The organism is Bisbaumannia pacifica (genome assembly GCF_007989625.1).
In the GTDB taxonomy this organism is placed as follows: Bacteria; Pseudomonadota; Gammaproteobacteria; order Pseudomonadales; family Halomonadaceae; genus Bisbaumannia; species Bisbaumannia pacifica.
Genome location: NZ_BJUK01000001.1, coordinates 68,594 through 93,988 on the forward strand (window position 1 = coordinate 68,594; position 25,395 = coordinate 93,988).

26 protein-coding genes are annotated in these 25,395 nt (G+C 66.4%); 2 read left to right on the forward strand and 24 right to left on the reverse strand.

Translation table 11 applies throughout. The annotated features are described in order from the left end of the window. Positions 1 to 24 precede the first annotated feature (24 nt). The 10 genes from HPA02_RS00310 to HPA02_RS00355 form a co-directional block, all read right to left on the reverse strand. Positions 25 to 1,008: a TRAP transporter substrate-binding protein gene (locus HPA02_RS00310; protein ID WP_146800702.1), complete on the reverse strand. Its 984-nt coding sequence runs from the start codon at positions 1,006 to 1,008 to the stop codon at positions 25 to 27. 70 nt (positions 1,009 to 1,078) lie between these two features. Next, the gene (gene catA / locus HPA02_RS00315) at positions 1,079 to 2,014 is read right to left on the reverse strand and encodes a catechol 1,2-dioxygenase (protein ID WP_146800704.1); all 936 of its coding nucleotides are present in this window, start codon (positions 2,012 to 2,014) and stop codon (positions 1,079 to 1,081) included. A 78-nt stretch (positions 2,015 to 2,092) separates the two neighbouring features. After that, on the reverse strand, positions 2,093 to 3,109 hold the full coding sequence (gene antC / locus HPA02_RS00320) for an anthranilate 1,2-dioxygenase electron transfer component AntC (RefSeq protein WP_146800707.1): 1,017 nt from the start codon (positions 3,107 to 3,109) through the stop codon (positions 2,093 to 2,095). Between the two features lie 19 nt (positions 3,110 to 3,128). Continuing rightward, on the reverse strand, positions 3,129 to 3,614 hold the full coding sequence (gene antB / locus HPA02_RS00325) for an anthranilate 1,2-dioxygenase small subunit (protein ID WP_146800709.1): 486 nt from the start codon (positions 3,612 to 3,614) through the stop codon (positions 3,129 to 3,131). A 3-nt stretch (positions 3,615 to 3,617) separates the two neighbouring features. After that, a complete protein-coding gene (gene antA / locus HPA02_RS00330) occupies positions 3,618 to 5,006 on the reverse strand; it encodes an anthranilate 1,2-dioxygenase large subunit (RefSeq protein WP_146800711.1) in 1,389 nt (462 codons plus the stop codon). 226 nt (positions 5,007 to 5,232) lie between these two features. After that, on the reverse strand, positions 5,233 to 6,120 hold the full coding sequence (locus HPA02_RS00335; RefSeq protein WP_146800713.1) for a SphA family protein: 888 nt from the start codon (positions 6,118 to 6,120) through the stop codon (positions 5,233 to 5,235). A gap of 74 nt (positions 6,121 to 6,194) precedes the next feature. Next, a complete protein-coding gene (locus HPA02_RS00340; RefSeq protein WP_146800715.1) occupies positions 6,195 to 6,716 on the reverse strand; it encodes a flavin reductase family protein in 522 nt (173 codons plus the stop codon). A 2-nt stretch (positions 6,717 to 6,718) separates the two neighbouring features. Then, the gene (locus tag HPA02_RS00345) at positions 6,719 to 7,960 is read right to left on the reverse strand and encodes a styrene monooxygenase/indole monooxygenase family protein (RefSeq protein WP_146800717.1); all 1,242 of its coding nucleotides are present in this window, start codon (positions 7,958 to 7,960) and stop codon (positions 6,719 to 6,721) included. A 50-nt stretch (positions 7,961 to 8,010) separates the two neighbouring features. Beyond that, positions 8,011 to 8,799 carry an SDR family oxidoreductase gene (locus HPA02_RS00350; RefSeq protein WP_146800719.1) on the reverse strand — a complete coding sequence of 263 codons (789 nt, stop codon included), beginning with the start codon at positions 8,797 to 8,799 and terminating at the stop codon, positions 8,011 to 8,013. Between the two features lie 19 nt (positions 8,800 to 8,818). Further along, positions 8,819 to 10,051, reverse strand: a complete 1,233-nt coding sequence (locus HPA02_RS00355) for a dienelactone hydrolase family protein (RefSeq protein ID WP_146800721.1) — start codon at positions 10,049 to 10,051, stop codon at positions 8,819 to 8,821. A gap of 225 nt (positions 10,052 to 10,276) precedes the next feature. Between HPA02_RS00355 and HPA02_RS00360 the strand changes: the two genes are divergently transcribed. Together HPA02_RS00360 and HPA02_RS00365 are read left to right on the forward strand one after the other, a co-directional pair. Continuing rightward, on the forward strand, positions 10,277 to 11,296 hold the full coding sequence (locus HPA02_RS00360; protein WP_146800723.1) for an AraC family transcriptional regulator: 1,020 nt from the start codon (positions 10,277 to 10,279) through the stop codon (positions 11,294 to 11,296). Positions 11,297 to 11,496: 200 nt separating this feature from the next. Then, positions 11,497 to 12,480, forward strand: a complete 984-nt coding sequence (locus HPA02_RS00365) for an AraC family transcriptional regulator (protein WP_186809889.1) — start codon at positions 11,497 to 11,499, stop codon at positions 12,478 to 12,480. 62 nt (positions 12,481 to 12,542) lie between these two features. Here the strand turns inward: HPA02_RS00365 and HPA02_RS00370 are convergent, their stop codons facing one another. The 14 genes from HPA02_RS00370 to HPA02_RS00435 all read right to left on the reverse strand — a co-directional run bounded on the left by HPA02_RS00370 (position 12,543) and on the right by HPA02_RS00435 (position 25,392). Beyond that, positions 12,543 to 13,337 carry an IclR family transcriptional regulator domain-containing protein gene (locus HPA02_RS00370; RefSeq protein ID WP_146800727.1) on the reverse strand — a complete coding sequence of 265 codons (795 nt, stop codon included), beginning with the start codon at positions 13,335 to 13,337 and terminating at the stop codon, positions 12,543 to 12,545. A gap of 95 nt (positions 13,338 to 13,432) precedes the next feature. Then, positions 13,433 to 14,326: a 3-hydroxyisobutyrate dehydrogenase gene (gene mmsB, locus HPA02_RS00375; RefSeq protein ID WP_186809890.1), complete on the reverse strand. Its 894-nt coding sequence runs from the start codon at positions 14,324 to 14,326 to the stop codon at positions 13,433 to 13,435. Between the two features lie 31 nt (positions 14,327 to 14,357). After that, positions 14,358 to 15,683, reverse strand: coding sequence for a TRAP transporter large permease (locus HPA02_RS00380; protein WP_146800729.1), 1,326 nt, complete (start codon positions 15,681 to 15,683; stop codon positions 14,358 to 14,360). Next, the gene (locus tag HPA02_RS00385; protein WP_146800731.1) at positions 15,680 to 16,183 is read right to left on the reverse strand and encodes a TRAP transporter small permease subunit; all 504 of its coding nucleotides are present in this window, start codon (positions 16,181 to 16,183) and stop codon (positions 15,680 to 15,682) included. Before HPA02_RS00385 ends, HPA02_RS00380 begins: the two co-directional genes overlap by 4 nt. Before the next feature lie 86 nt (positions 16,184 to 16,269). Next, complete coding sequence (gene dctP / locus HPA02_RS00390) at positions 16,270 to 17,373, reverse strand: TRAP transporter substrate-binding protein DctP (RefSeq protein WP_146800733.1); 1,104 nt, start codon at positions 17,371 to 17,373, stop codon at positions 16,270 to 16,272. Between the two features lie 258 nt (positions 17,374 to 17,631). After that, positions 17,632 to 18,891 carry a TRAP transporter large permease gene (locus HPA02_RS00395; protein ID WP_146800735.1) on the reverse strand — a complete coding sequence of 420 codons (1,260 nt, stop codon included), beginning with the start codon at positions 18,889 to 18,891 and terminating at the stop codon, positions 17,632 to 17,634. Next, a complete protein-coding gene (locus HPA02_RS00400) occupies positions 18,888 to 19,436 on the reverse strand; it encodes a TRAP transporter small permease (protein WP_146800737.1) in 549 nt (182 codons plus the stop codon). The genes HPA02_RS00395 and HPA02_RS00400 overlap by 4 nt, the downstream gene beginning before the upstream one ends. Before the next feature lie 43 nt (positions 19,437 to 19,479). Next, positions 19,480 to 20,466 carry a TRAP transporter substrate-binding protein gene (locus HPA02_RS00405; RefSeq protein WP_146800739.1) on the reverse strand — a complete coding sequence of 329 codons (987 nt, stop codon included), beginning with the start codon at positions 20,464 to 20,466 and terminating at the stop codon, positions 19,480 to 19,482. 175 nt (positions 20,467 to 20,641) lie between these two features. Beyond that, positions 20,642 to 21,628: an amidohydrolase family protein gene (locus HPA02_RS00410; protein WP_146800741.1), complete on the reverse strand. Its 987-nt coding sequence runs from the start codon at positions 21,626 to 21,628 to the stop codon at positions 20,642 to 20,644. Beyond that, the gene (locus tag HPA02_RS00415; RefSeq protein ID WP_146800743.1) at positions 21,625 to 22,197 is read right to left on the reverse strand and encodes a 3-hydroxyanthranilate 3,4-dioxygenase; all 573 of its coding nucleotides are present in this window, start codon (positions 22,195 to 22,197) and stop codon (positions 21,625 to 21,627) included. The genes HPA02_RS00410 and HPA02_RS00415 overlap by 4 nt, the downstream gene beginning before the upstream one ends. After that, positions 22,197 to 22,628: a RidA family protein gene (locus tag HPA02_RS00420; protein WP_146800745.1), complete on the reverse strand. Its 432-nt coding sequence runs from the start codon at positions 22,626 to 22,628 to the stop codon at positions 22,197 to 22,199. Before HPA02_RS00420 ends, HPA02_RS00415 begins: the two co-directional genes overlap by 1 nt. Positions 22,629 to 22,652: 24 nt before the next feature. Beyond that, complete coding sequence (locus tag HPA02_RS00425; RefSeq protein ID WP_146800747.1) at positions 22,653 to 23,420, reverse strand: 2-keto-4-pentenoate hydratase; 768 nt, start codon at positions 23,418 to 23,420, stop codon at positions 22,653 to 22,655. Then, positions 23,417 to 24,439 (reverse strand): 4-hydroxy-2-oxovalerate aldolase, encoded by a 1,023-nt coding sequence (dmpG, locus tag HPA02_RS00430; RefSeq protein ID WP_146800750.1) that lies wholly within the window; start codon positions 24,437 to 24,439, stop codon positions 23,417 to 23,419. Before dmpG ends, HPA02_RS00425 begins: the two co-directional genes overlap by 4 nt. An 11-nt stretch (positions 24,440 to 24,450) precedes the next feature. After that, positions 24,451 to 25,392, reverse strand: coding sequence for an acetaldehyde dehydrogenase (acetylating) (locus HPA02_RS00435; RefSeq protein ID WP_146800752.1), 942 nt, complete (start codon positions 25,390 to 25,392; stop codon positions 24,451 to 24,453). Between the last annotated feature and the right edge of the window lie 3 nt (positions 25,393 to 25,395).

Below are 25,395 nucleotides of genomic sequence, written 5' to 3' on the forward strand. Positions count from 1 at the left end.
GGGGCAGTTCAGGGTTCAGAACAATCAGTCGGCCAGTTCGGCGGCCGCCTCGCGCAGCAGCGGCAAGTACGGTGCCTTGGGGGCCCAGATCGCTTCCCACTCGGCGGTGGCATCGGCGAAGAAGTCGGGACCCACCTCGGTGACGGTGATGTCCTGGCCGCGCAGTTCCTCGCCCCAAGCCTCGTGGTTCTCCTGGAAGTGAGTAATGATGCCGTCGGCATGCTCGGCCATGGCGTCGCGGATCAGCTCACGATCCTCACCGTCGAGCTGTCCCCAGACCCGCCCGGAGACCACCGCCACCATGGGGAACATCATGTGGTTGGAGATCACCAGGTTATCGGCCTGCTCGTAGAATTTGAGCAGTCGAATGGAGTCGTAATCCATGTCGATGGCATCCACCTGACCATTGGCCAGGGCATCATAGACCGCGGGCAGCGGCAGCGGCGTGGGGGCGGCACCGGCGGCCACATAGAAGTCGCGGATCGGATCGAAGGGCGTGATGCGTACCTTGAGCCCGCTCAGGTCTTCGGCACTATCGATGGGCTCGCGGCTGAGGATATGGCGCATGCCGGCCATGCCGTAGCCCACGCCCACCAGGCCCGTCTGCCCCGGCATCGCTTCGAGCATCTCGGCGGCCACCTCGGAGCGCAGCAGGGCGGCGGCATGATCGATGTCTTCCACCAGGAAAGGCGCATAGAGGGCGCCGAAATCGGGCATGCGGTTGGATATCTCGGCGAGGGTCAGGAAGGCCATGTCCAGGGAACCGGCCTGGAGCTGCTGCACCATCTGCGCCTCGTTGCCCAACTGCTGGGAGGGAAAGATGCTGACGCTATGTTCGCCGCCGGAGCGCTCATTCAGGGTCTCGGCGAAGCCCTCGGCCGCCTGGCTCCAGATATGCGACTGGGGAGTAACCAAGCCAAGGCGGAAGTCCCGCGCCTGGGCGGTCATGGCACTGACGGTCAGGGAGGCCGCCACGGCGGCGGTCATCAGGGTCTTGATCTTGGTCATGGGGGCGTCTCTATTGTTGTGTTGTGGAGCACCGGCCCGCCCGGGGCCGGTGTGATATGCCGCTGGGCGTTCAGCCGTCTTCCAGGGCACGCGGGCGCTTGTGGCGGGCCTGCTGCTCGGGGTCCTCGGTCCTAGCCAGTTCGATATCGAAGACCACCTCGGTGAAGGGGCCACTGAGACCGCGCAGCTCGGCTTCACTGGGGTCTTCGATACGCTTGGCATCCACCACCAGCTCCTCGCGGGTGGCGAAAGCGAAGTCGTCCCAGGTGTATTCATCACCGGCCAGATTGATCTGCGTGGTCAGGTGACGATGCCCCGGTGCCGAGACGAAGAAGTGGATATGCGCCGGACGCTGGCCATGGCGCCCCAGGGCGGCGAGCACACGATCGGTGGGACTGCCCTCGGGGACGCCGTAACCGGAGGGGATGATGCTGCGGGCGTGATAACGTCCCTCGGCGTCAGCGAGGATAGTGCGACGCAGGTGGTACTCGCTCTGAGACGGGTCGAAGAAGGAGTAACCGCCCTTGGCGTTGGCGTGCCACACCTCGACCTGGGCGTGGGGGATGGGGTTGCCCTGGGTGTCACGCACCTGGCCGGTCAGCCACATCACCTCGCTGTCGGTATCGCTGCCATCGTCCAGGCGCGCCTCGACCTCGCAGACCGGAGCACCGGCCACGTAGAGAGGACCCTCGATGGTGCGCGGGGTGCCACCGGTCAGGCCGGCCTCGGCATCGGCGGCATCCATGCGCATGTCCAGGTAGTGATCGAAGCCCAGGCCCGGGGCCAGCAGGCCGAACTGGGTCTCCTTGCCGAGCTGATTCATCAGGCTCACCGCCGACCAGAACTCCTCCGGGGTGACGTCATAGTCGTCGATCAGCTGGTACACATCGCTGAGCAGGCGATGCAGGATCTGCTTGGCGCGCTCGCTGCCGCCGGCCTGGTCGAAACCGGCCACCTTGCTGAGGAAGCTCTGGACATCGGCGCTGTCGAAAATCTTTACGGTCATGGTCAAGTCTCTCGTTGTCATTCTTGGGACGGAGGTGGCCACCCGGGCCGGTATTGGGGCCCTGATAGGCCCAGGACCTCAACTGGATACGAATTTCTCGAAGAACACCCGGTGCTCACCCACCTCACGCTCCTCGAGCCACTGCTTGGTGGCCTCGATCATCGGCGGCGGCCCGCATAGGTAGGCGTCGAAGGACTGGGCCAGGAAGTCAAGGTCGAAGAGATCGCAGACCACCCCCTTGTTGCCCTGCCAGGCCTCGGAGGGGTTCATCACCACGGTATCGAAGGCGAAATCGGGCAGGCTGCGGGTAAAGGCCTCGAGGCGATCGAGCTCGCTGAGGTCCTGCTCCTGGGTCACCCCATAGGCGAGGCGAATCGGCTGGGTGCACTCGCCCTTGTCGGCCAGCTCCTCGAGCATGCCGAGGAAGGCTGAGAGCCCGGTGCCACCGGCCACCATTAGCAGCGGCCGCTGCACTTCGCGCAGGTAGAAGGCCCCGAGGGGCGCCTCCAGGGAAATGGCATCACCCGGCTTGGCGCGATCACGCAGGTAGTCGCTCATCACCCCACTGGGCAACAGACGAATCAAGAAGCGCAACTTGCCGTCCTTCACCGTGGAGGTGGCGAAGGAGTAGGCCCGCCATTCGTCGGAGCCCGGTACCTCGATCCGCGCGTACTGGCCGGGCAGATAAGGCAGGGCCTGGGCCGGATCGTCGAGGGTGATCTCGAGGATGGCGGCACCGTCGGAGACCTCCTCCACGGCAGTGACGGTGCCGTCGTGCACCTCGGTGGCCACGCTGCAGACCGTGGAGTCGATATCGAAGTAGAAGGAGGCCTGACTGGAGTGCAGGCGAGTCTGGCAGGCCAGCACATGCCCTTCGGCGATCTCCTCCTCGGTCAGGGCCTCCTCGTCGATGTACTCGACCTCGACCTCGCCGGACTCGCGCAGGCAGCGGCAGGTCCCGCAGACCCCTTCCCGGCAATCCACCGGCAGGTTGACCCCGTGGCGCTGCGCGGCGTCCATCAGCAGCTCGTTGGCGTCGACCTTGACGAAGCGGGTGGTGCCGTCCCGAAAGACGATGGCGGCTGTGTTGTGCATGACTCGCCCTCCAGCGCAATCAGACGTGGTAGAAATCCAGGACGGAATCGATCTTGTCATTGAGCAGCACGGTGTGCTTACGGGTGATCTTCCAGTCGTCGCCGTCGCCGCGCAGGGTGTAGTCGGCGGTACCGAAGAAGTGACCACTCTCGCCGAAGCGATGGAAGTGAGTGACCCAATTGACCCGGACCTGCACCTGGCCATCCTCGCGGGGTGCCAGGCGCACGTTATTGATCAGGTGCAAGGTGCGCGGCATCGGCGTGGAGGCGGCGGACTTGCCGGTGCGCAGGCGGAAGATACGATCCTCGATGCCGGTGCGATCGGCGTAGTACATCAGCGACATCTCCCGTTTGGGGTCACTGGTGATCTCATGCTCGCCCTTCCACTGGGGGATATGAAACTCGCACTCGGGAGCGAACTGCTCGAGGTAGGCGTCCCACTCCTGGTCATCGCAATACTCGGCGACCCGATAGAGGAACTGCTCGATGGCTTGCTGCTGGCTCATGACTTACACCTCCTGGAGCTTGAGTGCTTTCTTCTCGAGGCCCTCGAGCAGCAGCCGCTGCCAGGTGCCGTGCTGGTTGACGTAGAGGCCCTCGTGGGTGAACTCGGTGCCGGTGATCACCGGCTTGATGCCGAGTACCTGGCTGTTATGGGTCTCGCCGTACTGCCAGTGCTCGCGCCCCCGGGAGATGTCGTTCCACTCGGTGGCCCTCGCCTCGAAGCCGCGCTGCTGCTCGCGGAACTCCACCAGGTCATCGGGAGTGCCCATGCCGGAGACGTTGAAGAAGTCCTCGAACTGGCGGATGCGGTTCTCGCGGTCGGCGTCGGACTCGCCCTTCACGCCCAGGCAGAGGCTGATCACCTCGGTCTTGTTCCAAGCCACCGGGCGCACGATGCGCAGCTGGGAGCTGATCTGGTCCATGAAGAACAGGCTGGGGTAGATGTTCAGGTTGCGCAGGCGGTGCATGGTCCACTCGGCGCGCTCCTGGGGGTGCTGCTTCAGCAGGCGCGGCATCACCGCGGCGTAGCCGGGGCGCACCTGGGGGTTGGGCATGTCGCTGAACAGCAGGCTGTGGCCATTGGTGAAGGAGAACCAGCCGTCATCGGTGTCCTTATCGCCGGCGCCCAGCTTGCTGTAGTCGAGGGTATCGCCGCCGCTGCCGTGTTTCTGGGCCTCCAGCTCGCGGCGATGCTGCACGGTGGAGACGTAGTTGTAGTGGACGGTGCTGACGTGATAGCCGTCTAGGCCGTTCTCGTTCTGCAGCTTCCAGTTGGCGTTGAAGGTGTAGCGGGACTCGCCGGGCAGCACCTCCAGCTCACCGTCTTCCGCCTGCTCCACCATCATGTCGAAGAACAGCCGGGTGTCGCCGAGGAACTCCTCGAGGCCAACGCTGGACTCGGTGTCCAGGCTGATGAAGACGAAGCCGCGATAGCTCTCGATGCGCGCCTGGCTCAGACCGCGAGAGGCCTTGTCGAAATCCTTCGGGTACTCACTGGGCGCCTTGACCTTGACCAGGCGACCATCGGACTTGTAGCACCAGGCGTGGAAGGGGCAGGTGAAGGTGGACTGATTGCCCTTGCCGACCCGGGTCAGGGTGGCCCCGCGGTGCTGGCAGGTATTGGCCAACGCGCGCAGCTCACCCTTGCCATCACGGGTGATGATCATCGGCTGGCGGCCGGCCTGCATGGTGATGAAGTCGTGGTTGTTAGGGATCTGGCTCTCGTGGCAGGCGAAGATCCACTGCTTCTCGAAGATCAGTTCCATCTCGAGGTCGAAGAGGGCCTGATCGGTGAACATGTCACGGGAGACACGATAGACGCCGTCATCGGGGCGGAAATCGATGCACTGCTCGATAAACGCCTGCCAGTCGGGGAGGGAGCGATATGCTGTCATCGGTCGTTACCGTCTTGTTGCTGTTTTGGTATGGCTCACCTTAGGCGCCCTTCCCCGGGACTCACTATGCGGTTCTTGGAGGAACACTATGCACTTTTTCCCCACCCCCGAATCATCCATATAAGCCACTGATAGTTAACAGCTTTAAATATCTTATACGACCAAAGAGAAAGGCACCGTCGCCGGGGCGAACGGTGCCTTTTTCGCAGGGTATGCACTGACTGGGTCAGAACGGCAGGCTCGCCTTGAGCCACAGCGAATCGCCTCGAGGACGATTCTCGACGGCGAACTCCCGCTCGTATTTGAGGGTCACGAAGGCGCCCTGACCGTTATCCCACTTCAGCGACGGGCCGATAGCAAAGGCCTGCCCGCGATTGCCGATAGCGTCGCCATTGAGGCGATCATCGGTGACCTGCCGGTAGGCGTAGCCTCCCACCCCGACGACCCAATTGGGATGCAGCGCATAGCCCAGGGCGTAGTCGGCATGCAGTTCCTGGCCGGACTGGTAGTGGGTGTCGGGATTCTCGAAGTTATAGTCATACATCACCTTGAGATCCCAGTTGAATCCCTCGGGATCGACCCGGGAGAGCGCATACACCCCCTGGACGGTCCAGTAGTTGCGACCGAGATTGGCCAGGCGACCGGCATCGAAGCTGCCGGTGGGCACGAAGAGATCGACCCCCACGGCGCTATGCAGGTGAGGGCTGTGGTGATAGGCCAGGGCCATGGTCAGGTCGATATCGCCCAGGCCCCGATCGCTGTCGTGCCGACCATTGACGGTGACATCCAGGTCGACCAGCGGAAAGAGGCCGGCGAAGGCCAGTTGCCCGCCCCACAGGGTCTGCTCGGTGACCCATAGCAGGCGCGGCGCCAGCACATTGGCCCTGAGCCGGAAGTCGAGGGGCAGGCGCTCCCCTTGGCCGTCGCGGAGTTCATCGGCGGCATAGTGGTTGGCGTAGAGCAGCGGATAGACCCCCGGCGGCGGCAGGGCCCCCATCAGGAAGTTTTCGGCGCCCATGGGGTAGCTGGACCCGCCGCCCTCGGTGGCCTGGGCCGAAGCCGCGGCCACCAGGGCCAGTGCGGCGATGCCGCCGCGCAGTGCGGTGTGTTTCATCGGGTGGACTCTCATGACTGTTGTTGTTATAGCCCGAGGCCGGACGGCCCCGGGGCTGGCAGGGGCCGATGCACTCAGGCGCAGAGGCGCTGAAAGCCCCCCTGGTAGAAGAGCAGCGGCTCGCCCGCCTCGCTGGCGAAGCGCAGCACCCGCCCGACGATCAACAGATGATCCCCGGCCAGGCGCGTGAACTCGACGCGGCACTCCAGCCGCGCCAGGCTATCCGCCAGCAGCGGCACGCCCTCGACACTGGTCTGCACCGCGATGCCGGCAAACTTGTCCTCGGCGGGGCGGGCGAACTGCATGGCCAGCGCCTCCTGTTGGGCACCGAGGATATTCACCGCGAAGTGACGCCCCTCGGCGAAGGCCTCCAGGCTCGGCGACTGCACGCCCAGACTCCACAGGATCAGGGGCGGCTCCAGGGAGAGCGAAGAGAAGGAGTTGGCGGTGATACCGATGGGCTCACCGCCCTCCCCCGTCGTGGTCACCACGGTCACCCCGGTGGCGAAATGCCCGAGGGTCTGGCGCAGGGCGCGGGGGTCCAGGGCCTCGGCGCCGGCCTCCACGGCCGGCTGGGATGCGGTCAGGGTAGTCATGATCAGGCCTCCAGCTTGAGTTGCTCGTTGATCAGATGACGGCAGGCCTTGGCATCGAGCCACCAGGGCAGGTAGTCGGGGGGATTATCGAAGCCGTTGGCGAGCATCGCGGCGAGCTCCGGCGCATGCTGGGCGGCGTCCAGCAGCTCGAGGATATGCTCGGCAGGCGGCAGCAGCAGGCTGTTGGTCCAGCTCACCACGTCCTTGGCATAGCCCCAGTAGGTCTCGAAGGTGGCCTCCATCCAGGTCCGATCGAAGGGCGCGTCGCCCCGAGCCAGGATGGCGTCCAGGTAGACGCGGCTGCACTTGGCGCCGTTGTTGGAGCCCTGCCCAGTGATGGGGTCGTTGACCACCAAGGCATCGGCGATACCCAACACCTGGCGCCCCGACGGCAGGGTCGCCACCGGCTTGCGCACCGTGGGCGGGAAGCGTCCGGCGAGGATGCCGTTGTCGTCGGTGAGCTGCACGTCCTGGCAGCGCGCCGCTTCCCAAGGCGCATAGGTACGCAGCAGCTCCAGGCTCTTGGCCAGATGCTGTTCGGGAGTGGTGACCTCCTGCCAGCAGTCCATGGGCCCGCCGGGGATCCCCTCGAAGACCATGATCTCGCAGGGGCCGTTGAGGGTCAGGGAAGGGAAGACGAAGTATTCGCCGACGCCGGGGATCAGGTTAAAGGCCACCCGCGAGAAGTCCTCCCGGGGCGTCATGCCCTGCACATAGGTGAGGGCCAGGGCCCGCTGGGGCTTGTCGAAGCGCGACCGCTCGGCATCCCGCTCGAAGAGGCGCACGATATCGCCCTTGCCCGCGGCCACCAGCACCAGGTCGTGGCTGGCGGCCAGTTCCTCCAGCTCCTCGATGCCGGCGTCGCGAATCACCAGCTCGCCCCCCAGGCGTTCGAACTCCGCCATCCACACCGGCATCTTGAGGCGCTGATCCACCGACTGGGCGTAGCGCTCCAGGGGCGCGGCCCAGTCGATCAGCTTGGCGCCGGTCTGTTCCGAGTGGGGCACCGTCATGCCGATGCCCTCCACCGGCGGGCACTCGTCCTCCCAGAAGTTCAGCCCCAGGTCGCGCTCGGTCTGCAGCGCCTGATCGAACATGCACTGGCTCGACATCACCCGTCCCTGGCGGATCTGTTCACCGGTACGGTTGGAAAGCAGGGTCACCTGATAACCGCTCTTGAGCAGGCCGATGCCGGTCTGCAGGCCGGACTGACCGGCCCCTACGATAGCAATGCGTCGGGTCATGGGAATCTCCCCATCGGTTGTTGTTGTGATGGCCAGTGGCCTCGGTGAAGTCAGCCGGCGAGCCGCGGGATCGCCGCTACGCGCTGCTCCGGGCCCAGCGCCGAGTAACCGCCATCCACGGCGTAGTCGGCACCGGTGACGAAGCTGGCCCGTTCGGAGCAGAGGAAGAGCACCACCTGGGCGACCTCCGCCGGGTCCCCGGCGCGGCCGAGCATATGGAAGTCCCCCGCCACCCGGTCGGTGCGCGCCCGGTCGCCGCCGCTGACCTCCTCGATCAGCCGCGACCAGGTCCAGCCCGGCGACACCGAGTTGACGCGGATGCCCTCCTCGGCCAGGTCGAGGGCCATGCTGCGGGTCAGCTGACGCATCGCCGCCTTGCTGGCCGGGTAGAGCCAGCGCCCGGTCTGGGCCACCTCGGCCGAGATGCTGCTGAAGTTGACGATCACGCCGCCCCCACGACGGCGCAGGGCCGGGTGCACGGCCTTGGCGGCCATGACCGCGCTGACCAGGTTGATGTCCAGGGCCGTCAGCCAATCGGCCCGGGACGAGGCCAGGCCTTCGTCCAGGTAGCTGCAGGCCAGGTTGACCAGGATGTCGATCCCGCCGACCTCCGCCTCGACCCGCGCCACCGCCGCCAGGAGCTGATCGTCACGAGTGATGTCGGTGGCGATGAAACGCGCCGCCGGCCCCAGTCGGTCGGCCAGGGCCGCCCCGGCCGCCGCATCGATATCGAGGATGGCGACCTGGCTGCCCGCCGCCACGAAGGCCTCGGCCAGGGCCTGGCCGATCAGGGTGGCCCCGCCGGTGATGATGACGCTGCGCTTGTGCAGTGATTCCATGAGACGCTCCTTCCTTCCCTCAGCGGTTGGCGCTATCGGCCCAGGTGGGCATCAAGGCATTGGACGGCAGGGTCTCGTCGAGCAGCTTGGCGGCGGTCTCGCGGCCGGCCACCGGCAGCCCGGCGGGGTCAAGCACCCCGACCTGCACCAGCAGCGAGGCCTGATCCCAGTAGATGTGTTCGTGGTAGAGCTTGTCGCCGCGGAACTTGACGATGGCGACCAGGGGGATCTCCACGTAGTTGCCGGTGGGGGCGATCCCCGGCAGCAGCCAGTCGATCTCCCGGTCGTGGGTAAAGCAGAACAGCAGCTCGTCGACGATCTGGGTGGCGCCGACGGTCCGCGACAGCGGAATCAGGGTGGTGTCGTCGGGGTTGCTGTCGACGAAGTGGTGCTTGTAGAAGCGATAGAGCTCCCGGTAGCCCACCCCGCCGGTCAGGGTCGGGATATGGTTCACATAGGGCTCGGCGACCATGGTGGCCATGGTGTCGTCCACGTTGCGGGTGGAAAACTCGTACTCGCAGTGCTTGTCCCACAGCGCCGAGAGGTCGTAGTGGGGTCCCATCGCCTGGCGGAAGGCCGCCACCGAGCGCTGGTGAGCCATCAGCGCGGAGGGCTTGTGGTAGTGCTCGGAACGGGGCCGGGCGAAGGCATGATCGACCCCCGGATAGCGATAGAGCTCGACGTTGTCCCGCTGGTCCAGGGCGGCTTCGATATCCTGGCGGGCGGCGGCGGGGCAGTACTCGTCCTGCTCGGCGAAGTGCAGCACCAGGCGGCCGCGAATCGAGGCCGCCTCGTCCAGGTGATTCTCGATGCCCATGCCGTAGTAGCCCACGGCCACGTCCACGTCGCAGCGACAGGCGGTCAGGTAGGCCAGGCGAGCCCCCAGGCAGAAGCCCAGCGCCCCCACCTGGCCGCTGCACTCGGGGCGCGAACGCAGGGCCGCGATGGCGGCGGCGATATCCTCGATGCCGCGATCCTGATCGAAGCCCTGGTAGAAGCCGAAGGCGCGCTGCCAATCCTCCGCGGTATAGTCGAGCTCGACCCCGGCTTCCTGGCGCCAGAACAGGTCCGGGGCCAGCACCACATAGCCCTCTTCGGCGTAGTAATCGGCGATCTCGCGGATGGTGCCATTGACGCCGAAGATCTCCTGCAGCAACACGATCCCCGGACCGCTGCCGGAGGCCGGAATGGCCAGATAACCGCTGAAACTGCCGCTGCCATCCGCGGCCTTGATGTCGATGGAAGTGCCCATGCCGATGCCTCCTGGTGTTGTTGTTGGCGGGTCATTGCGGGAATCCACGCCACCACCTTAGGCAAGGGATCGGGCACGCCACGATCCGCTGAGTGCGACCACTATCCGCTGAGTGCAAAAAGTGCTTTTCCACGACGCGAATCAGGAAAAGCGCCCCTTATACTGCAAGGGCATGACGTTGCCCGTCCCTGACGCGGGCACATAACAACAACAAGCGAGCCCCCCATGACAACGCACGAGCCACTACCCGACTGGCTGAAGCGAGCCCTGATGGAGGACCATCGGCGCCTGGTGTTCCGCTCGACCGCCGCGGAAGAGGCGCAGCAGAGCGTCGCCAGTGTCTTCAAGCCACATCGCCTGGAGCCGCTGAGCCGCGGCGGTCAGTTGGCCGCCCGCCTGCATTCGGTGACCCTGGGCCGCGTCTCCTATAACCGCCTGGCCTATGGCGGCGCGGTGCGCATCGACCCGGAGCGGCTCGAGGGCTTCTACCTGATCCAGATGCCCCTCCAGGGGCTGGCCCGGATCGACAGCGACGACGAGCGAGTGGCCTCGGGGGCGGGCCTGGCCTCGGTGCTCAATCCCACGGCCCGGCTCAGGATGCATTGGAGCGATGATTGCGATCAGTTGATGCTGCGTATCGAGCGCGACGCACTGGAACAGGCCTGCGGCCAGTTCCTGGGACGCCCCCTGCGCCGCCCCTTGAGTTTTCACCCGGCCCTGCGCTGGCGTGACACCCCGAGCTGGTTCAACCTCATCGCCTATGTCACCCGGCTGCTCGGGGAGTCGCCGGAGGCCGACCGGGATCCGCTGATCGCCCCCCAGCTCGAGCAGCTGATCATCCATACCCTGCTGACCACCCAGCCCCATAACTACAGCGAGGCGCTGCGCCAGGGAGACAAGCGGCTCGCCCCGCGGCACGTCAAGCGCGTGGAAGAGTACATCGAGGCCCATGCCCAGGAGCCCTTGACCCCGGCGCAGCTGGCGACGGTGGCGGGCGTCAGCCTGCGCACCCTCTATGCCGGCTTCCACGACTTTCGCCACCAGAGCCCCATGGAGACCCTGCGCCAGGTGCGCCTGCGGCGGGTCAGGCAGGCCCTGCTCGCGGAGCAGGGCTCGGCATCGATCACCGATATCGCCATGAGCTGGGGCTTTACCCATATGGGCCGCTTCAGCCTCGCCTATCGGCAGGCGTTCGGTGAATCCCCGAGCGAGACGCGACGAGGCAAGGGGCAGGACACCCCCTAGCGAACGACTCGGGGGCCTCGGTTTCCCCTCGACGCCGAAAGGGGATACCTTTAGGTGATTGGCCATCGCCTGGCCAGGATGGCAGAATAACAATGCCAGTTCGCAATACGTACCCAAGAACGATATGCGAACAACGCCTCGACCGCCCCGGGTCATACGACCCCATCATAACGACTAATGCGGCGAGGCCAGGAGGAACCATGACCGTACCCCTGACCCGACAACAGATCGCCGCCGAGTTTCGTCACCCCGACTCGGCCTGCCGCTGGATGTGCCAGATCAATGGCCCCCATCGCCTGGAGGTGCCACAGCCGCGTCAGCTCAGCTTTCGCCACCAGGGCACCCGCCTCGGCCATGTCTCCATCGGCACCATCGAGTACGCGACCCGGGTGACCGTCGGCATCGCCGACCTGACCCACAGCTACAGCATCAGCCTGCCCCTGCAGGGAACTCAGAGCATCGAGTACCAGGGCGCGGCCTTCGACTCCGATGCCGCCGTGGGCGCGATCATCTCGCCCAGCCAGCCGCTGCGCCTGAGCATGGACGAGCAGTGCCAGAAACGCCTGGTGCGCCTCTCCCGCCAGGCCCTGGAACACAAGCTGTCGCAGCTGCTGCGTCGCCAGCTATCGCAACCGGTGATCTTCGATCCGCGCATGCCGCTGAGCGGCACGGTGAAGGAGTGGTGGCAGATGGTCGCCAACCTGCAGGAGATGCTGCATGCCGAGGGCTCGCTATGCGATATCCCCGAGGTGTGGAGCAACTTCGAGAACTCGCTGATCACCAGCTTGCTCTATACCCAGCCCCACAACTACACCAGCGAGCTGCTGGGTCGCCAGCAGGGGCGCCCCGCCTACCTCGGCGAGCTGGAGGCCCTGCTGCACGAGTCCCTGGATCGCCCCCTGGGGCTGGCCGACCTGGAGCGGGCCGCCGGCGTCTCCCGGGAGCGACTCTACCGGGACTTCCACACCCACTACGGGGTCTCTCCCATCGCCTACTTCCGCCAGTTGCGCTTCGACTATGTGCGCCAGCGCCTGGAACGATCCGCCCCCAACGAGAGCGTCTCGAGCATCGCCATGGATTGCGGCTTCCAGCAGCTGGGACGCTTCTCCAAGGAGTACAAGGCGCGCTACGGCGAGCTGCCCTCCGAGACCCTCAAGCGCTCGGCCGCCGCACCGCTGCAGTAAGGCCGCCATAACGACGAAGGCGCCGATGGTCTCCCATCGGCGCCTTCGTCGTTATGGCACCCTCAGCGCTGCACGGCGTCGCGGATACGCCGCGCCGTCTGCTGCAATAGCGGCAGCAGCCGCTGGGTCAGGGCCTCGAGGTCGATCCGCGCGGCATTGGTGCTGACGTTGATGGCGCCGATCAGCTTGCCGCCGCCGTCGAAGGCCGGCACCGCCAGGGAACGCAGCCCCGGGTCCAGCTCCTGGTCGACGATGGCGTAACCCTGCTCGCGGGCCTCGTCGATACGCGCACGTAGGGTGGCCGGGTCGGTGACGCTGCGCTCGGTATGCGGTTCCAGGGTCACCCGCGCCAGGTAGGCGTCGAGCTCCGCGGGCGGCAACTGGGCCAGCAGTACCCGGCCCATGGAGGTGTAGGCCGCCGGCAGCCGGGTGCCCACCGAGAGGGTGATGGCCATTAGCCGATGGCGGGCCGCCGAGCGCGCCACATAGGTCACCTCGTCGCCGTCCAGCACCCCCAGGGAGGAGGACTCGCCGCTCTCGGCGGTGATCTCCTCCAGGTACTGCTGGATCACGCCGCGGTAGTCGTTGGCCGAGAGGAAGGCATAACCGAGCTGCAGCACCTTCGGCGCCAGCTCGAAGCTGCGCCCCTGTTTACGCACATAGCCCAGGGCATGCAGGGTCAGCAGGAAGCGCCGCGCCTTGGCGCGGTTCATGCCGGTGCGGGCGGCCACCTCGCTCAGGGTCATGTGCGGATGGCCCTCGTCGAAGGCCTGGATCACCTCGAGGCCGCTGGCCAGAGCGGTGACGAAGTCACGATCGTCCGGGCTCAGGGTCGCTTTCTGGGGGGGTGTCTCCATCTGCTGCTTGCCTCCGCCTGGGGCTGCCGTCGAAGGCCCTACTCTAGCACGGCGGGGCGAACAAATGTTCGCCCCGCCGTGCCGTTGCCGCGGCCTCAGTCGTCGTGGCGATAGAGCTTGAGGATGCTGGAGAAGTCGAGCTCGCCATGCGCCTTGGCGTGCAGGGCGAAGAGGTTGCGGGCCTGGGAGCCCATGGGCACCGCCGAGCGGGAACCCAGCGCCAGTTCCCAGGCCAGCCCCAGGTCCTTGGCCATCAGGTTGGTGAGGAAGCCGCCCTGATAGCCCCGGGAGGCCGCCGCGTTCTCCATCACCCCGGGCCAGGGGTTATAGCCGTTGAGCACCCAGTTGCCGCCGCTGCTCTGGCGCATGATCTCGGAGAGCACCGCCGGGTCGAGGCCGTTCTCCACCCCCAGGGCCAGGGCCTCGGCGGTGCCGCTCATCAGGATACCCAGCAGCATGTTGTTGCAGATCTTGGCCACCTGACCGGCGCCCACCGCGCCGGCATGGAAGATGTTCTTGCCCATGCCCTCCAGCACCGGCCGCGCCTTGGTGAAGCCCGCCTCGCTGCCGCCGACGATAAAGGTCAGGGTGCCCGCCTTGGCGCCCCCCACCCCGCCGGAGACCGGCGCATCCAAGTAGTCCAGGCCATGCTCGGCGGCGGCCGCCGCCACCTCCCGGGCGTCCTCCGGGGCGATGGTGGAGGCATCGATGATCAGGGTCTCGGCAGCGAGGCTCGCCAGCAGCCCCGGTGCCCCGTCGCGGCCCAGGTAGAGCCCCTTCACATGGGCCCCGGCGGGCAGCATGGAGATCACCACCGCGGCGCCCTCGACCGCCGCCGCGGCGCTCGCGGCGACGCTGGCCCCGGCCTCGCCCAGGGCACGCATCGCCTCGGCCGAGAGATCGAAGACATGCAGGTCATGGCCGGCGGCGACCAGGTTGGTGGCCATGGGGGCGCCCATATTACCCAGGCCGATAAAGGCGATTTTCATGATAGTCACTCCTTGCGGTGGTTTTCGAAAGTCAGCCCAGCAGCAGCGCCGGCAGCCCGGTCACCAGGCTCGGGAAGAGGGCCAGCAACCCACAGGCCAGCAGGATCAGCAGGCAGAAGGGAATCACCGCCTTATAAAGATGGACGATCTCCACCCCGGGCGGGGCCACCCCCTTGAGGTAGAAGAGTGCATAGCCGAAGGGGGGCGTCAGGAAGGAGGTCTGCAGCACCACCGCCACCATCACCACGAACCACAGCAGGTCCACGCCCATGGCCTCGACGATGGGCAGCATGATCGGGAAGCTGAGCAGCACGATGCCGGTCCAGTCGAGGAACATGCCCAGCACGAAGACCAGCAGCAGCATCAGCAGCAGGGCCCCGGCGGTGCCGCCGGGCATCGCCATCACCAGCTCCTGGATCACCCGCATGCCGCCGCCCCGGGTGAAGACCCCGGTGAAGGCGGTGGCGCCCACCAGCACGAACATCACCATGGTGGTGGTCTTGCTCGCCTCCAGGAAGCTGCGGTAGCAGGTGCGCGGTTTGCGATCGCCGAACACCAGGAACAGCACGAAGGCCAGCAGCACGCCGATGGCCGATGCCTCGGTGGCGGTGGCGATGCCGGTGAACAGCGCCCCCAGCACGCCGAGGATCAGCCCCATGGGCGGCAGCACGTACTTGATCAGCATCACCAGCAGCTCGCCGAGCCCGGTCTCGGCGCGCTCCTCCGCGCCCACCGGCGGGCCGTACTCGGGCTTGAAGAAGCACACCACCAGCACATAGAGGGCATAGAGGGTACCCAGCAGCAGCCCCGGCACCAGGGCCCCGGCGAACAGCGCCCCCACCGAGACCGGCGAGTAGCTGGCCATCAGGATCAGCATGATGCTGGGCGGGATCAGGATACCCAGGCAGCCGCTGGCCATGATCACCCCGGTGCTGAGCTGGGTGTGGTAGCCGTGGCGCAGCATCGGTACCAGGGCGATCATTCCCATCACCGCGATGGAGGCACCGACGATGCCGGTGGTGGCGGCCAGCAGCACCGAGACGATCACCACGGTCAGCGCCAGGCCGCCGCGCACCCGCCCTAGCAACAGGCGCATCACCTGGAACATCTTCTCGGTAACCCCGGAGTCGTTGAGAAAGCGCGCCATCAGGATGAACAGCGGGATGGCCACCAGCACATAGTTGTCCATGGCCCGCCCGTAGAGGTTGTTGATGATGGAGCCCAGCACCTGGGGCCCGGGCCCCAGGTAGGCCGCCATCACCGCCACGCCGCCCAACACGAAGGCCAGGGGATGGCCCATGAAGAGTCCCACCAGCAGGCCGGCGAACATAAACAGGGTCAACGGCTCGGCGCTCATGGCGTCTCCTCCCGGCGTAGTTCGAGGATGGCGCGGATCACCACGGCGATGGCCTGCAATAAGATGGCCACGGCGGCGATCACGATCACCGCCTTCACCGGATAGACCGGGATGGCCACCATGCCGTAGGTGGTCTCGCCGCGGCTGAAGGAACGCATAAAGAAGCTCCAGCCATGGCTGAGCAGCAGGTAGATAAAGGGCACGAAGAAGATCAGGTAGCCGAGGATCTCCAGCACCGCCTGCTTGCGCCGTGACAGCAGGCGCTTGATCACGTCCACCTCCACATGGGCGTGGTGACGCAGCCCATAGGCCGCCAGCAGCATGAAGTGAGCGCCGAACAGCATCTTGGTGATATCGAAGGCCCAGTCGCTGGGACGACCGCTGAAGAAACGCAGGCCGATATCGTAGAGCACCACCAGGGCGATCACCGCGATCAGCGGTGCCAACAGGCGACCGAACCACTCATTGATCAGATCAATGACCTTGGCGATGGCCTCCATCACGACCTCCTCTAGGCAAGACAAAGCGCGGCGGGGAAGGGCCCGCCCGATGGGCGGGCCTTATGGGGCTGAGCGCAAGCAGGCGCCTAGAGGCAGGCCTCGAGCTCCGCCAGGGAAGGCAGGTTGTCGTGGCTTCGGCTCATGTTGAAGGGCGCGGAAATATCGCGCCAGCTGGCGTAGTGCTCCAGGTAGCCGACCATGGAGTGGTAGACCCGGGCATGCGTGGGATTCTCGCAGGCGCCCTGCAGGATCACCGCGTTGGTGATCTCCTGGATGCGCGCCAGGTCCTCGTCGGAGAACTGGGAGATCTCGACCCCGGCGTCGACGAAGGCCTCGGTGCCCTCGGTGGAGCCCCGCTCGGACCAGGCCAGGGACCAGGCCATGGTGGCCTCGGCGGCGATGCGCAGCTTCTGCTGGGTCTCCTCGGAGAGAGCGTCCCAGGCGTCGCGGTTGATCATCACCCCGAAGACGCTGGCGCTCTGGTGCCAGCCAGGCACCGCCCAGTAGTCCACCACCTCGGCGAAGCCGGCACCGAAATCGACCCCCGGGGTGGAGAACTCGGCACCATCCACCACGCCCCGCTCCACGGCCTGGTAGATCTCGCCGCCGGAGAGGGTCACCTGGGAACCGCCCAGCTGCTCCAGCACCCGGCCCTGGTCGCGGCCGGAGAGGCGCAGCCGCTTGCCGTCCAGGTCGGCCAGGCTCTCGATGGGAGTGCGTCCCATGAAGCCCGATTCGTTGTTGGTGATGCCGTAGGGCAGGTAGACCAGATCATACTCGCCGTAGATCTCCTGGTAGAGGTCGAAGCCGCCCCACTCGAGGATCCAGTTCATGTAATCCACGGCATTGAACAGGCTGGTGGTGGTGCCCAGGGGCGAGAAGGCGGAGTTGCGGCCGGCCCAGTAGCCGGGCCAGTCGCCGGCGGCCTCGATGCTGCCGCTCTCGGTGGCATCGAAGACCTCGGTGCCGGGCATCAGGGTGCCGCCGGCGTGAAATTCGATCTGCAGCTCGTCGCCGGTCAAGAGGTTGGCCAGCTCGACCCAGTGGCGGTCGATCTCGATCAGCGCCAGGCTGTCGGGCCAGGTGGTGGTCATGGTCCACTGCTGCTGGGCCTGGGCGGTGCTGGAAAGGCCCGCCAGGGCGATGCCGGCGACCAGGCTGGATACCGCGAGGCTCACTCGTCTTGTCATTGTTGCGTGCTCCTTGTGATCGGTCAGCCCGTGCCCGAATGCACGCCTAGACAGACTCCCGCCCGCCTGGGCAACCGGCGCCATCGCCAGGCCAACCCGGAATTCTTGTCGTTATTCGCCGATCGGCCGGACCATTAGGTAAAGCCAATACGGCCTCATCGAGTGTAGACAGGGCCATCGTTGGCGAACAACGCCCAATAAGGCAAAGCGCTTGTGCATGGCTGCACAAGCGCTTTGCCGCGAGGCATTCCGCGAAAATTACAACAATGCCAGGGTCAACCAGGGCTGCCAGGCCAGCAGCACCAGGGCCACCAGGCTCATCAGCAGGAACGGCAGCAGGGCCCGGAAGATGCGCAATGGCGGCACCCCGGTCATGGAGGCACTGATAAAGAGCCCCGCCCCCACCGGCGGCGTCAGTAACCCCAGTACCAGGGTCAGGGAGACCACCACCCCGAACTGGTAAGCAGTGATGTCGAACTGCTGGGTGGCGATGGGCAGCAGGATCGGCACCACCAGGATCAGGGCGGCGATGCCATCCACGATCATGCCCACCAGCAGGAGGATGCCGATGACCAGCAGCAGGAAGACGAAGGGGTCGGTGGTCAGGGAAGCGATCCAGGCGGCGGCCATCTGTGGTAGCTGCTCGTAGACGACCACCCAGCCGAACACCCCGGCGGCAGCGATCAGCATGATCACCAGGCCGGCATTGATGGCGGTGCGCTCGAGCAGCCGCGGCAAACTCGCCAGGCTCAGGTCGCGGTAGACATAGCGGCCGATCAGCAGCGCCGCCAGGGAAGCGAGTGCCGCCGACTCGGTGGGCGTGGCCAGCCCCGAGAGGATCCCGCCGATGATGATCAGCGGAATCGACATCGCCGGCAGGCCCATCAGCAGATAGCGCTTGGCCTGGGCACGGCTCGGCCAGTCACCCCTGGGGTACTGCTGCACCAGGCCCACGGCAGTAATGGCCAGGAAGAAGAGCCCAGCCATCAGCAGCCCCGGCAGGATACCGGCGATAAACATCTCGGCGATCGGTACCTGGGCGATCACCCCGAACAGCACGAAGAGCATCGACGGCGGGATGATCGGCGACATCAGGCCACCGGCCGCGGTGACCGCCGCCGCGAAGGGCGTGTCGTAGCCCTCCCGCTCCATGGCCGGAACCATGGCCCGGGACATGATGGCGATCTGCGAGGCCGCCGAGCCGACGATGGCCGCCATCATCATATTGGCCACCAGGTTGATATACACCAGGCCGCCGCGGAAGCCGCCCACCAGGATCCGCGCCAGGTCGATCAGTCGCCGGGTCAGGCCGCCTTCGTTCATCAGTTCGCCGGCGAGCATAAACAGCGGAATCGCCAGCAGGCCGTAATTTTCGATCGCCCCGAACAGTTGCTGCGGATAGGAGGCGAACAGCAGGGTATTGCCGGAGTCGACGATATACCAGGCCGCCGAGAGGGCCAGCACCAGGGCGATGGGCACGGCGCCCAGCAGCAGGAGAGCGAAGATGGCGAGGGTCATGCCAACCTCCTTTGCCGGGCCGCGAGGCCCTTGAGGCTATCGATCAGGTTGACCAGGCCATGCACTCCCAGGGACGCCGAGAAGAGCGGCAGGCAGAGCCAGGACCAGAACTTGGGCAGCCCCAGGGTGCTGGTGCGTTCGGAATAGATGAAGTTGAAGGTCTCCCCCTGGAAGGCGCCGATATCGAAGCCCGCTTCCCACAGCGCCACGGGGTCATACCAGCGCCAGCAGAGCCACAGCAACAAGCCGGCGAAGCCGAGGATGACGGCATCCACCAATGCCCGGACGATGGCCTGCGGGCAGGCCGGCAGGGCATCCAGCAGTAGGGTCACGGCGACGCCCTCGCGACGCTTGAGCACCACCGAGGTGGTCAGGAAGGTCATCCATACCATGGCGTGAATGGCCAGCTCGTTGACCCAGTAGAGCGGCGTGCCCAGGGCCCGGGTCAGGATATTGAGCAGGATCAGCCCGGTGATCAGCGCCGCCAGCAGCGCGGCGACGACGATCTCGACCCGGGCCAGCCCCTGGGAGAATTGCTTCAGCATAGGGAGCCCCAACCCGGGCGACCCCGGGGCATTGGATGATGCATCACTCGACCTCGAGCACCGCCGCGGCCTGGCGCAGCGTCTCGAGGGCCGGTGCGCGCTGGTTCCAGGTCGCCTCCCACTGGGCGATGGCCTCCCGGAAGAACGCCTCGTCGGCCTCGGTGATGGTGAGGTCCAGGGCGCGCAGGGCGGCCTCCTGGGCCGGCTCACGCTCCAGAACGCTATCGATCACGCCATCCAGGTGGGCGTTCATGGTGGTGATGATCAGCTCGCGATCCTCGCCGGAGAGCTCGCGCCAGACGCGCCCGGAGACCACCCCGACCATGGGGAACATCATGTGGTTGGAGATCAGCAGGTGCTCGGCCTGGTCGTAGAACTTGAGTGCCTCGATGGCCTCGAAGTCCATGTCGATGGCGTCCACCTGGCCGTTGGCCAGGGCGTCGTAGACGTCCGGCAGCGGCAGCGGGGTGGGTGCGGTGCCGGCGGCCAGATAGAAGTCGCGGATCGGCTCGAAGGGGGTGATACGCAGGCGCTGTCCCTCGAGATCCTGCGGCGAAGCGATGGGGTCACGACTAAGGATCTGACGCATGCCGGACATGCCGTAGCCGACGCCCACCAGACCGGTCTGGGCGGGCATCAGCTCGAGCAGCTCGCCGGCCACGTCCGAGCGCAGCAGGCGCGCCGCGTGGGCCACGTCATTCACCAGGTAGGGCGCATAGAGGGCACCGAAATCGGGGATACGATTGGAGATTTCGGCGATGGTCAGGAAGGCCATGTCCAGGGAGCCGGCCTGCAGCTGCTGCACCATCTGCGCCTCATTGCCCAATTGCTGGGAGGGGAAGACGCTGACGCTATGCTCGCCGGCGCTGGCCTCGGCGAGCTCCTCGCCGAGGCCCTCGGCGGCCTGGGTCCAGAGGTGGGAGGGCGGGGTGATCAGGCCCAGTCGGAAATCCCGGGCCTGGGCGTTCCAGGACGCCAGGGTCAGGCCCAGGGCCAGAGCCGTCGATGCGATCTTGTTGAAGTTGTTCATCAGGGTATCTCGACCTCTTGTAGTGACATCACCAGGGCCCGATCCGCGTGTAATTCCCCCTGTCTCGGGAGTCTAGCCAGCACGGATATAATCCAAAAATAAATTAACCGGGCACTGGTATTTTTATATGGAATACCAAAGGGCGTGGCTTCCCCGACGCTACTGCCCCCGCCACCTAAATCCCGAAAAACTCCCGGGCATTGCCGGCCAGGATCCGCGACTTGTCCGCCGCGCTCAGGGTCGGGTGCTCGCCGACCCCGGCACCAATGGACTGCTCTCCCAGAGGGAAGGGCGCATCGGAGCCGAGCATCACCCGGTCGCCGCCCATCACGTCCACCAGCAGGCGCAGGGCGCCATCGTCGAAGACCGCCGAGTCCACGTAGAAGCGCTTGACGTAGCTGGAGGGCAGCTTCGGGCAGTCCTGGCGGACGATGTCCCGATGGCGCCAGGCGTTATCGACGCGCCCCAGCAGGTAGGGGAAGCCGCCGCCACCATGGGCGAAGCACAGCTTCAGCGACTCGGGAATACGCTCGAAGGCCCCGGAGAGGATCAGCGAGAGGATGCCGAGCTGGGTCTCCGCGGGCATGGCCACCAGCCAGGGCAGCATCCACCGCTTCATGCGCCCGTCGGTCATCATGTCCCAGGGGTGCACCAGCAGTGGGATCCCCTCGGCGGCGCAGTGCTGCAGGAAGGTGACCAGCCCCTCCTCGTCGAGGTCCTTGGGCCCCACGTGATTGCCGATCTGCACGCCCAGATGGCCGGCGGCCACGGCGCGGCTCGCCTCGCGGCAGGCGGCATCGATGTCCTGCAGCGGCACCTGGGCCAGCACCTTGAGGCGATCCGGTGCGAAGGCGGCCATCTCCAGGGCCTTGTCGTTCATCAGCTGAGCCCAGGGCAGGGCCCGCGCCACCGGCTGGTCGTAGCCGAACATCACCGGGGTGGCACACATGATCTGGACATCGAGGCCCTGCTCGTCCAGGTAACCCACGCGCCGCTCGGGATCCCAGAGCAGGTCGTTGACCGGCCGGAAGGGCCTGTCGCCGACCATGATCTGGCCGCCGCGTCCCTCGGTCTTCAGCCAGGGCGCCCGCGCGGGGTCTAGGCGGGCCGCCTCGGCCTGGCTGATCGGCGGCATGAAGTGAGAGTGGATATCGATCTTCATTGGCCATGCACCTCATGCAGCATGCGGTGCCAGGTCTCCCAGTCGCGCCCCGGATGGATCTCGCCACACTCGCTGCAGCGACGCTCCTCCTCGGAGGTGGCGTAGAAGCGCTCGTAGACCGGCGGCAGGTCGGCAACGATGCTCTCCAGTTGCATCTCGTAGCGCTTGATGACATTGCCGCAGCGGGCACAGGACCACTGCAGGGCATCATGCAGCCCCTCGGGGCGGGTCTTCTCGATCACCAGGCAGAGGCTGCCGGGCTCCGGGCGCTGGGGCGAGTGGATCACATGCGGCGCCATCAGGTAGATATCGCCTTCCCGGAGCTCGACCCGCTCGTAGCGGCCGCGGTCCCAGATGTTCAGGTAGGCGTTGCCCTTGAACTGGTAGAAGAACTCTTCCACCGGGTCGTCGTGGAAGTCGGTGCGCTGGTTGGGCCCACCCACCACGGTGACCATGTAATCGCTGTCGGCCCAGATCTGCCGGTTGCCTACCGGGGGCTCGAGCAGATGGGCATGCTCCTCGAGCCAGCGATGGAAGTTGAGCGGCGGGCTGTAGTGGTGCTTGTCCATTATGCGTTCTCCTCGCGGGGCGAATAGGCGATGGCCTTGATCTCGATGCGCAGGTGGGGATGCGGCAGCTGATGCACCGCCACCGTGGTGCGGGTCGGGCCGGTCTCGTCGAAGAACTCGGCATAGACGGCGTTATAACCGCCGAAGTCGTTCATATCGACCAGGTAGCTGCTGATCTCCACTACATCGGTGAGGCTCGCCCCTTCGCTGGCCAGGATGTCGCGAATGTTCTCGATCACCGCCCGGGTCTGGGCACGGATATCGAGCCGGGTGGTGCCCATCTCGTCCACCTCGACGCCCTCGAAGCTATTGTCGGGGCGGCGCGAACTGGTGCCGGAGACGAACAGGAAGTCGCCGGCGCGCTTGATATGGGGGAAGGCGCCCCGCGGCTTGGCCTTGCCCTCGACCAGGGTGGCACGATTGTGGCTCATGACAGGCTCCTTGTTCTTGGGTAGTTAGACGCAGGTGAAGGCGGTCTCGCCGAAGCCGGCCACGTCCACGCTGACGTGGACACCGGGGCGCAGCGCCTCGGCGGCGGTGGCGGCGCCGGCCATGATCAGGCTGCCGGCGGGCAGGCTGAGCCCCGCCTCGCTGACCAGCTTGGCGGCCTCGACCAGGCTACGCAGGGGGTTGCCGAGAATCGCCGCGGTGGAGCCGGCCTGTACCAGCTGGCCGTCCAGGCGCATCAGCACCCCGGCGTTGTCGAGGCCCGCGAGGTCCCGGGACCAGGGCCCCACCACCAGGCCGGAGGAGGAGCAGTTGTCGGCCACCACGTCCTCGAGGCTGAACTTGAAGGCCTCGTAGCGGGAGTCGATGATCTCGATGGCCGGGGCCACCGCCTCGATATGGTCGGCCGCCTCCAGCAGGGTCAGCGGGCGGTCGATGGTGCGTCCCACCAAAAAGCACACCTCCGGCTCGGCGCGGGGGTGGATATAGCGCGACAGCGCCACCTCGCCGCCGTCCGCCTCGAGCATGGCGTCGGTGAGCCAGCCCCAGATCAGGCTGTCGACGCCCATCTGCTGCATCTTGGCGCGGCTGGTGAAGCCCAGCTTGATGCCGATGCGGCGCTCGCCGTCGTCGTAGCGGCGCTGCATGGAGGCGCGCTGGATCTCATAGGCCTGATCCAGGCTGAAGGGCGTATGGGGGCTGAACTGGGCCAGCGGCTTGGCGCGGCGGGCCGCCTGGTCCAGCGCCTCGGCGATACTGGAAATCTCGATGCTCATGCGCTTGCTCCTTGCTTGGCCAGCAGGTCCAGGGCCACGTCGACGATCATGTCCTCCTGGCCGCCGACCATCTTGCGGCGGCCCAGCTCCACCAGGATGTCCACGGTCTTGAGGCCATAACGCTCGGCGGCGGCCTCGGCGTGGCGCAGGAAGCTGGAGTAGACGCCAGCATAGCCCAGCGCCAGGGTCTCCCGATCGACCCGCACCGGGCGGTCCTGCAGCGGGCGCACGATATCGTCGGCGGCGTCCATCAGGGTGTAGAGGTCGGTGCCGTGATCCCAGCCCAGGCGCTCGGCGGCGGCGATAAACACCTCCAGGGGAGCATTGCCGGCGCCGGCGCCCATGCCGGCCAGGCTGGCATCGACCCGGTCACAGCCCTCCTCCACCGCGACGATGGAGTTGGCCACGCCGAGGCTCAGGTTGTGGTGGGCGTGAATGCCGAGCTGGGTGGCCGGGTCGAGAACGTCCTTCATGGCCCAGAAGCGCTCGCGCACCCCGTCCATGGTCAGGGCGCCACCGGAATCCACCACATAGATGGTCTGGGCGCCGTAGGACTCCATCAGCTTGCCCTGCTCGGCGAGGCCCTGGGGCGTCTGCATATGGCTCATCATCAAAAAGCCCACGGTGTCCATGCCGAGCTTACGGGCGTGCTCGATATGCTGGCGGGAGACATCGGCCTCGGTGCAGTGGGTGGCGATACGCGCCCCGCGGGCACCGGCGGCATAGGCGGCCTCCAGGTCATGCACGGTACCGATGCCCGGCAGCAGCAGGGTGGTGATCATGGCGTGTTCCACCACCTCGGCCACCGCGGCGATCCACTCCACATCGCTGTGGGCGCCGAAGCCATAGTTGAAGCTCGCCCCCTGCAGGCCGTCGCCGTGAGCCACCTCGATGGAGTCGACCCGGGCGGCGTCGAGGGCGCGGGCGATGCGTTTCGCATCTTCCAGGCCGTACTGGTGACGCACCGCATGGCTGCCATCGCGCAGGGTCACGTCGGAGATATACAGCTTCTTGCTCATGATGGGTCTCCTCAGGCGGTGGCGGCCAGCAGGCGGGTGGCGGCGAGGCGCTCGGCACAGGCCTTGGCGGCGGAGGTCATGATGTCCAGGTTGCCGGCATAGGCGGGCAGGTAGTGGGCCGCGCCCTCCACCTCGAGGAAGATGGAGACCTTGAGGCCGTGAGTCGGGCCCAGGCCCGGCAGGTTGACCGGGCGCTCGGCCGGCACCGACTCGAACTGCACCCGCTGCTTGAGGCGATAGCCCGGCACATAGGCCTGCACCGCCTTCGCCATGGCGTTGATGGAGGCCTCGATGGCGTCCCGGTCGGCTTCCTCGGCGAGGATGAAGACGCTGTCGCGCATGATCAGCGGCGGCTCGGCGGGGTTGAGGACGATGATCGCCTTGCCCTTGGCGGCGCCGCCACAGCTCTCGATGGCCTGGGAGGTGGTCTCGGTGAACTCGTCGATATTGGCGCGGGTGCCGGGGCCGGCGGAGCGGCTGGAAATCGACGCCACGATCTCGCCGTAGTGCACCCTGGTGACCCGGGAGACCGCCGCCACCATGGGAATGGTGGCCTGGCCGCCGCAGGTGACCATGTTGATATTGGCGGCGTCCAGGTGCTCGTCCATATTGATCGGCGGGATCACGTAGGGGCCGATGGCCGCCGGGGTCAGATCGACCACCTTGATGCCGCGGGCCTGGAGCAGCGCATTGTGGCGCCGGTGGGCGCCGGCGGAGGTGGCATCGAAGGCGATCTTGATCTCGTCGATATGGTCCATCGCCAGCAGGCCGTCGATGCCCTCGGCGGTGGTCGGCACGCCGAGCTTGGCGGCACGGGCCAGGCCATCGGAGGCCGGGTCGATGCCGACCATGGCGCCCATCTCCAGGGACTCGCCGTGACGCAGGATCTTGATCATCAGGTCGGTACCGATATTGCCGGAACCGATGATGGCCACTTTTACCTTCTTGCTCATGGT

What these genes read in the sequence shown, in the direction of transcription:
- HPA02_RS00310 (WP_146800702.1), bottom strand. Translation starts at nt 1,008, where the DNA reads ATGACCAAGATCAAGACCCTGATGACCGCCGCCGTGGCGGCCTCCCTG.
- catA (WP_146800704.1), bottom strand. Translation starts at nt 2,014, where the DNA reads ATGACCGTAAAGATTTTCGACAGCGCCGATGTCCAGAGCTTCCTCAGC.
- antC (WP_146800707.1), bottom strand. Translation starts at nt 3,109, where the DNA reads ATGCACAACACAGCCGCCATCGTCTTTCGGGACGGCACCACCCGCTTC.
- antB (WP_146800709.1), bottom strand. Translation starts at nt 3,614, where the DNA reads ATGAGCCAGCAGCAAGCCATCGAGCAGTTCCTCTATCGGGTCGCCGAG.
- antA (WP_146800711.1), bottom strand. Translation starts at nt 5,006, where the DNA reads ATGACAGCATATCGCTCCCTCCCCGACTGGCAGGCGTTTATCGAGCAG.
- HPA02_RS00335 (WP_146800713.1), bottom strand. Translation starts at nt 6,120, where the DNA reads ATGAAACACACCGCACTGCGCGGCGGCATCGCCGCACTGGCCCTGGTG.
- HPA02_RS00340 (WP_146800715.1), bottom strand. Translation starts at nt 6,716, where the DNA reads ATGACTACCCTGACCGCATCCCAGCCGGCCGTGGAGGCCGGCGCCGAG.
- HPA02_RS00345 (WP_146800717.1), bottom strand. Translation starts at nt 7,960, where the DNA reads ATGACCCGACGCATTGCTATCGTAGGGGCCGGTCAGTCCGGCCTGCAG.
- HPA02_RS00350 (WP_146800719.1), bottom strand. Translation starts at nt 8,799, where the DNA reads ATGGAATCACTGCACAAGCGCAGCGTCATCATCACCGGCGGGGCCACC.
- HPA02_RS00355 (WP_146800721.1), bottom strand. Translation starts at nt 10,051, where the DNA reads ATGGGCACTTCCATCGACATCAAGGCCGCGGATGGCAGCGGCAGTTTC.
- HPA02_RS00360 (WP_146800723.1), top strand. Translation starts at nt 10,277, where the DNA reads ATGACAACGCACGAGCCACTACCCGACTGGCTGAAGCGAGCCCTGATG.
- HPA02_RS00365 (WP_186809889.1), top strand. Translation starts at nt 11,497, where the DNA reads ATGACCGTACCCCTGACCCGACAACAGATCGCCGCCGAGTTTCGTCAC.
- HPA02_RS00370 (WP_146800727.1), bottom strand. Translation starts at nt 13,337, where the DNA reads ATGGAGACACCCCCCCAGAAAGCGACCCTGAGCCCGGACGATCGTGAC.
- mmsB (WP_186809890.1), bottom strand. Translation starts at nt 14,326, where the DNA reads ATGAAAATCGCCTTTATCGGCCTGGGTAATATGGGCGCCCCCATGGCC.
- HPA02_RS00380 (WP_146800729.1), bottom strand. Translation starts at nt 15,683, where the DNA reads ATGAGCGCCGAGCCGTTGACCCTGTTTATGTTCGCCGGCCTGCTGGTG.
- HPA02_RS00385 (WP_146800731.1), bottom strand. Translation starts at nt 16,183, where the DNA reads ATGGAGGCCATCGCCAAGGTCATTGATCTGATCAATGAGTGGTTCGGT.
- dctP (WP_146800733.1), bottom strand. Translation starts at nt 17,373, where the DNA reads ATGACAAGACGAGTGAGCCTCGCGGTATCCAGCCTGGTCGCCGGCATC.
- HPA02_RS00395 (WP_146800735.1), bottom strand. Translation starts at nt 18,891, where the DNA reads ATGACCCTCGCCATCTTCGCTCTCCTGCTGCTGGGCGCCGTGCCCATC.
- HPA02_RS00400 (WP_146800737.1), bottom strand. Translation starts at nt 19,436, where the DNA reads ATGCTGAAGCAATTCTCCCAGGGGCTGGCCCGGGTCGAGATCGTCGTC.
- HPA02_RS00405 (WP_146800739.1), bottom strand. Translation starts at nt 20,466, where the DNA reads ATGAACAACTTCAACAAGATCGCATCGACGGCTCTGGCCCTGGGCCTG.
- HPA02_RS00410 (WP_146800741.1), bottom strand. Translation starts at nt 21,628, where the DNA reads ATGAAGATCGATATCCACTCTCACTTCATGCCGCCGATCAGCCAGGCC.
- HPA02_RS00415 (WP_146800743.1), bottom strand. Translation starts at nt 22,197, where the DNA reads ATGGACAAGCACCACTACAGCCCGCCGCTCAACTTCCATCGCTGGCTC.
- HPA02_RS00420 (WP_146800745.1), bottom strand. Translation starts at nt 22,628, where the DNA reads ATGAGCCACAATCGTGCCACCCTGGTCGAGGGCAAGGCCAAGCCGCGG.
- HPA02_RS00425 (WP_146800747.1), bottom strand. Translation starts at nt 23,420, where the DNA reads ATGAGCATCGAGATTTCCAGTATCGCCGAGGCGCTGGACCAGGCGGCC.
- dmpG (WP_146800750.1), bottom strand. Translation starts at nt 24,439, where the DNA reads ATGAGCAAGAAGCTGTATATCTCCGACGTGACCCTGCGCGATGGCAGC.
- HPA02_RS00435 (WP_146800752.1), bottom strand. Translation starts at nt 25,392, where the DNA reads ATGAGCAAGAAGGTAAAAGTGGCCATCATCGGTTCCGGCAATATCGGT.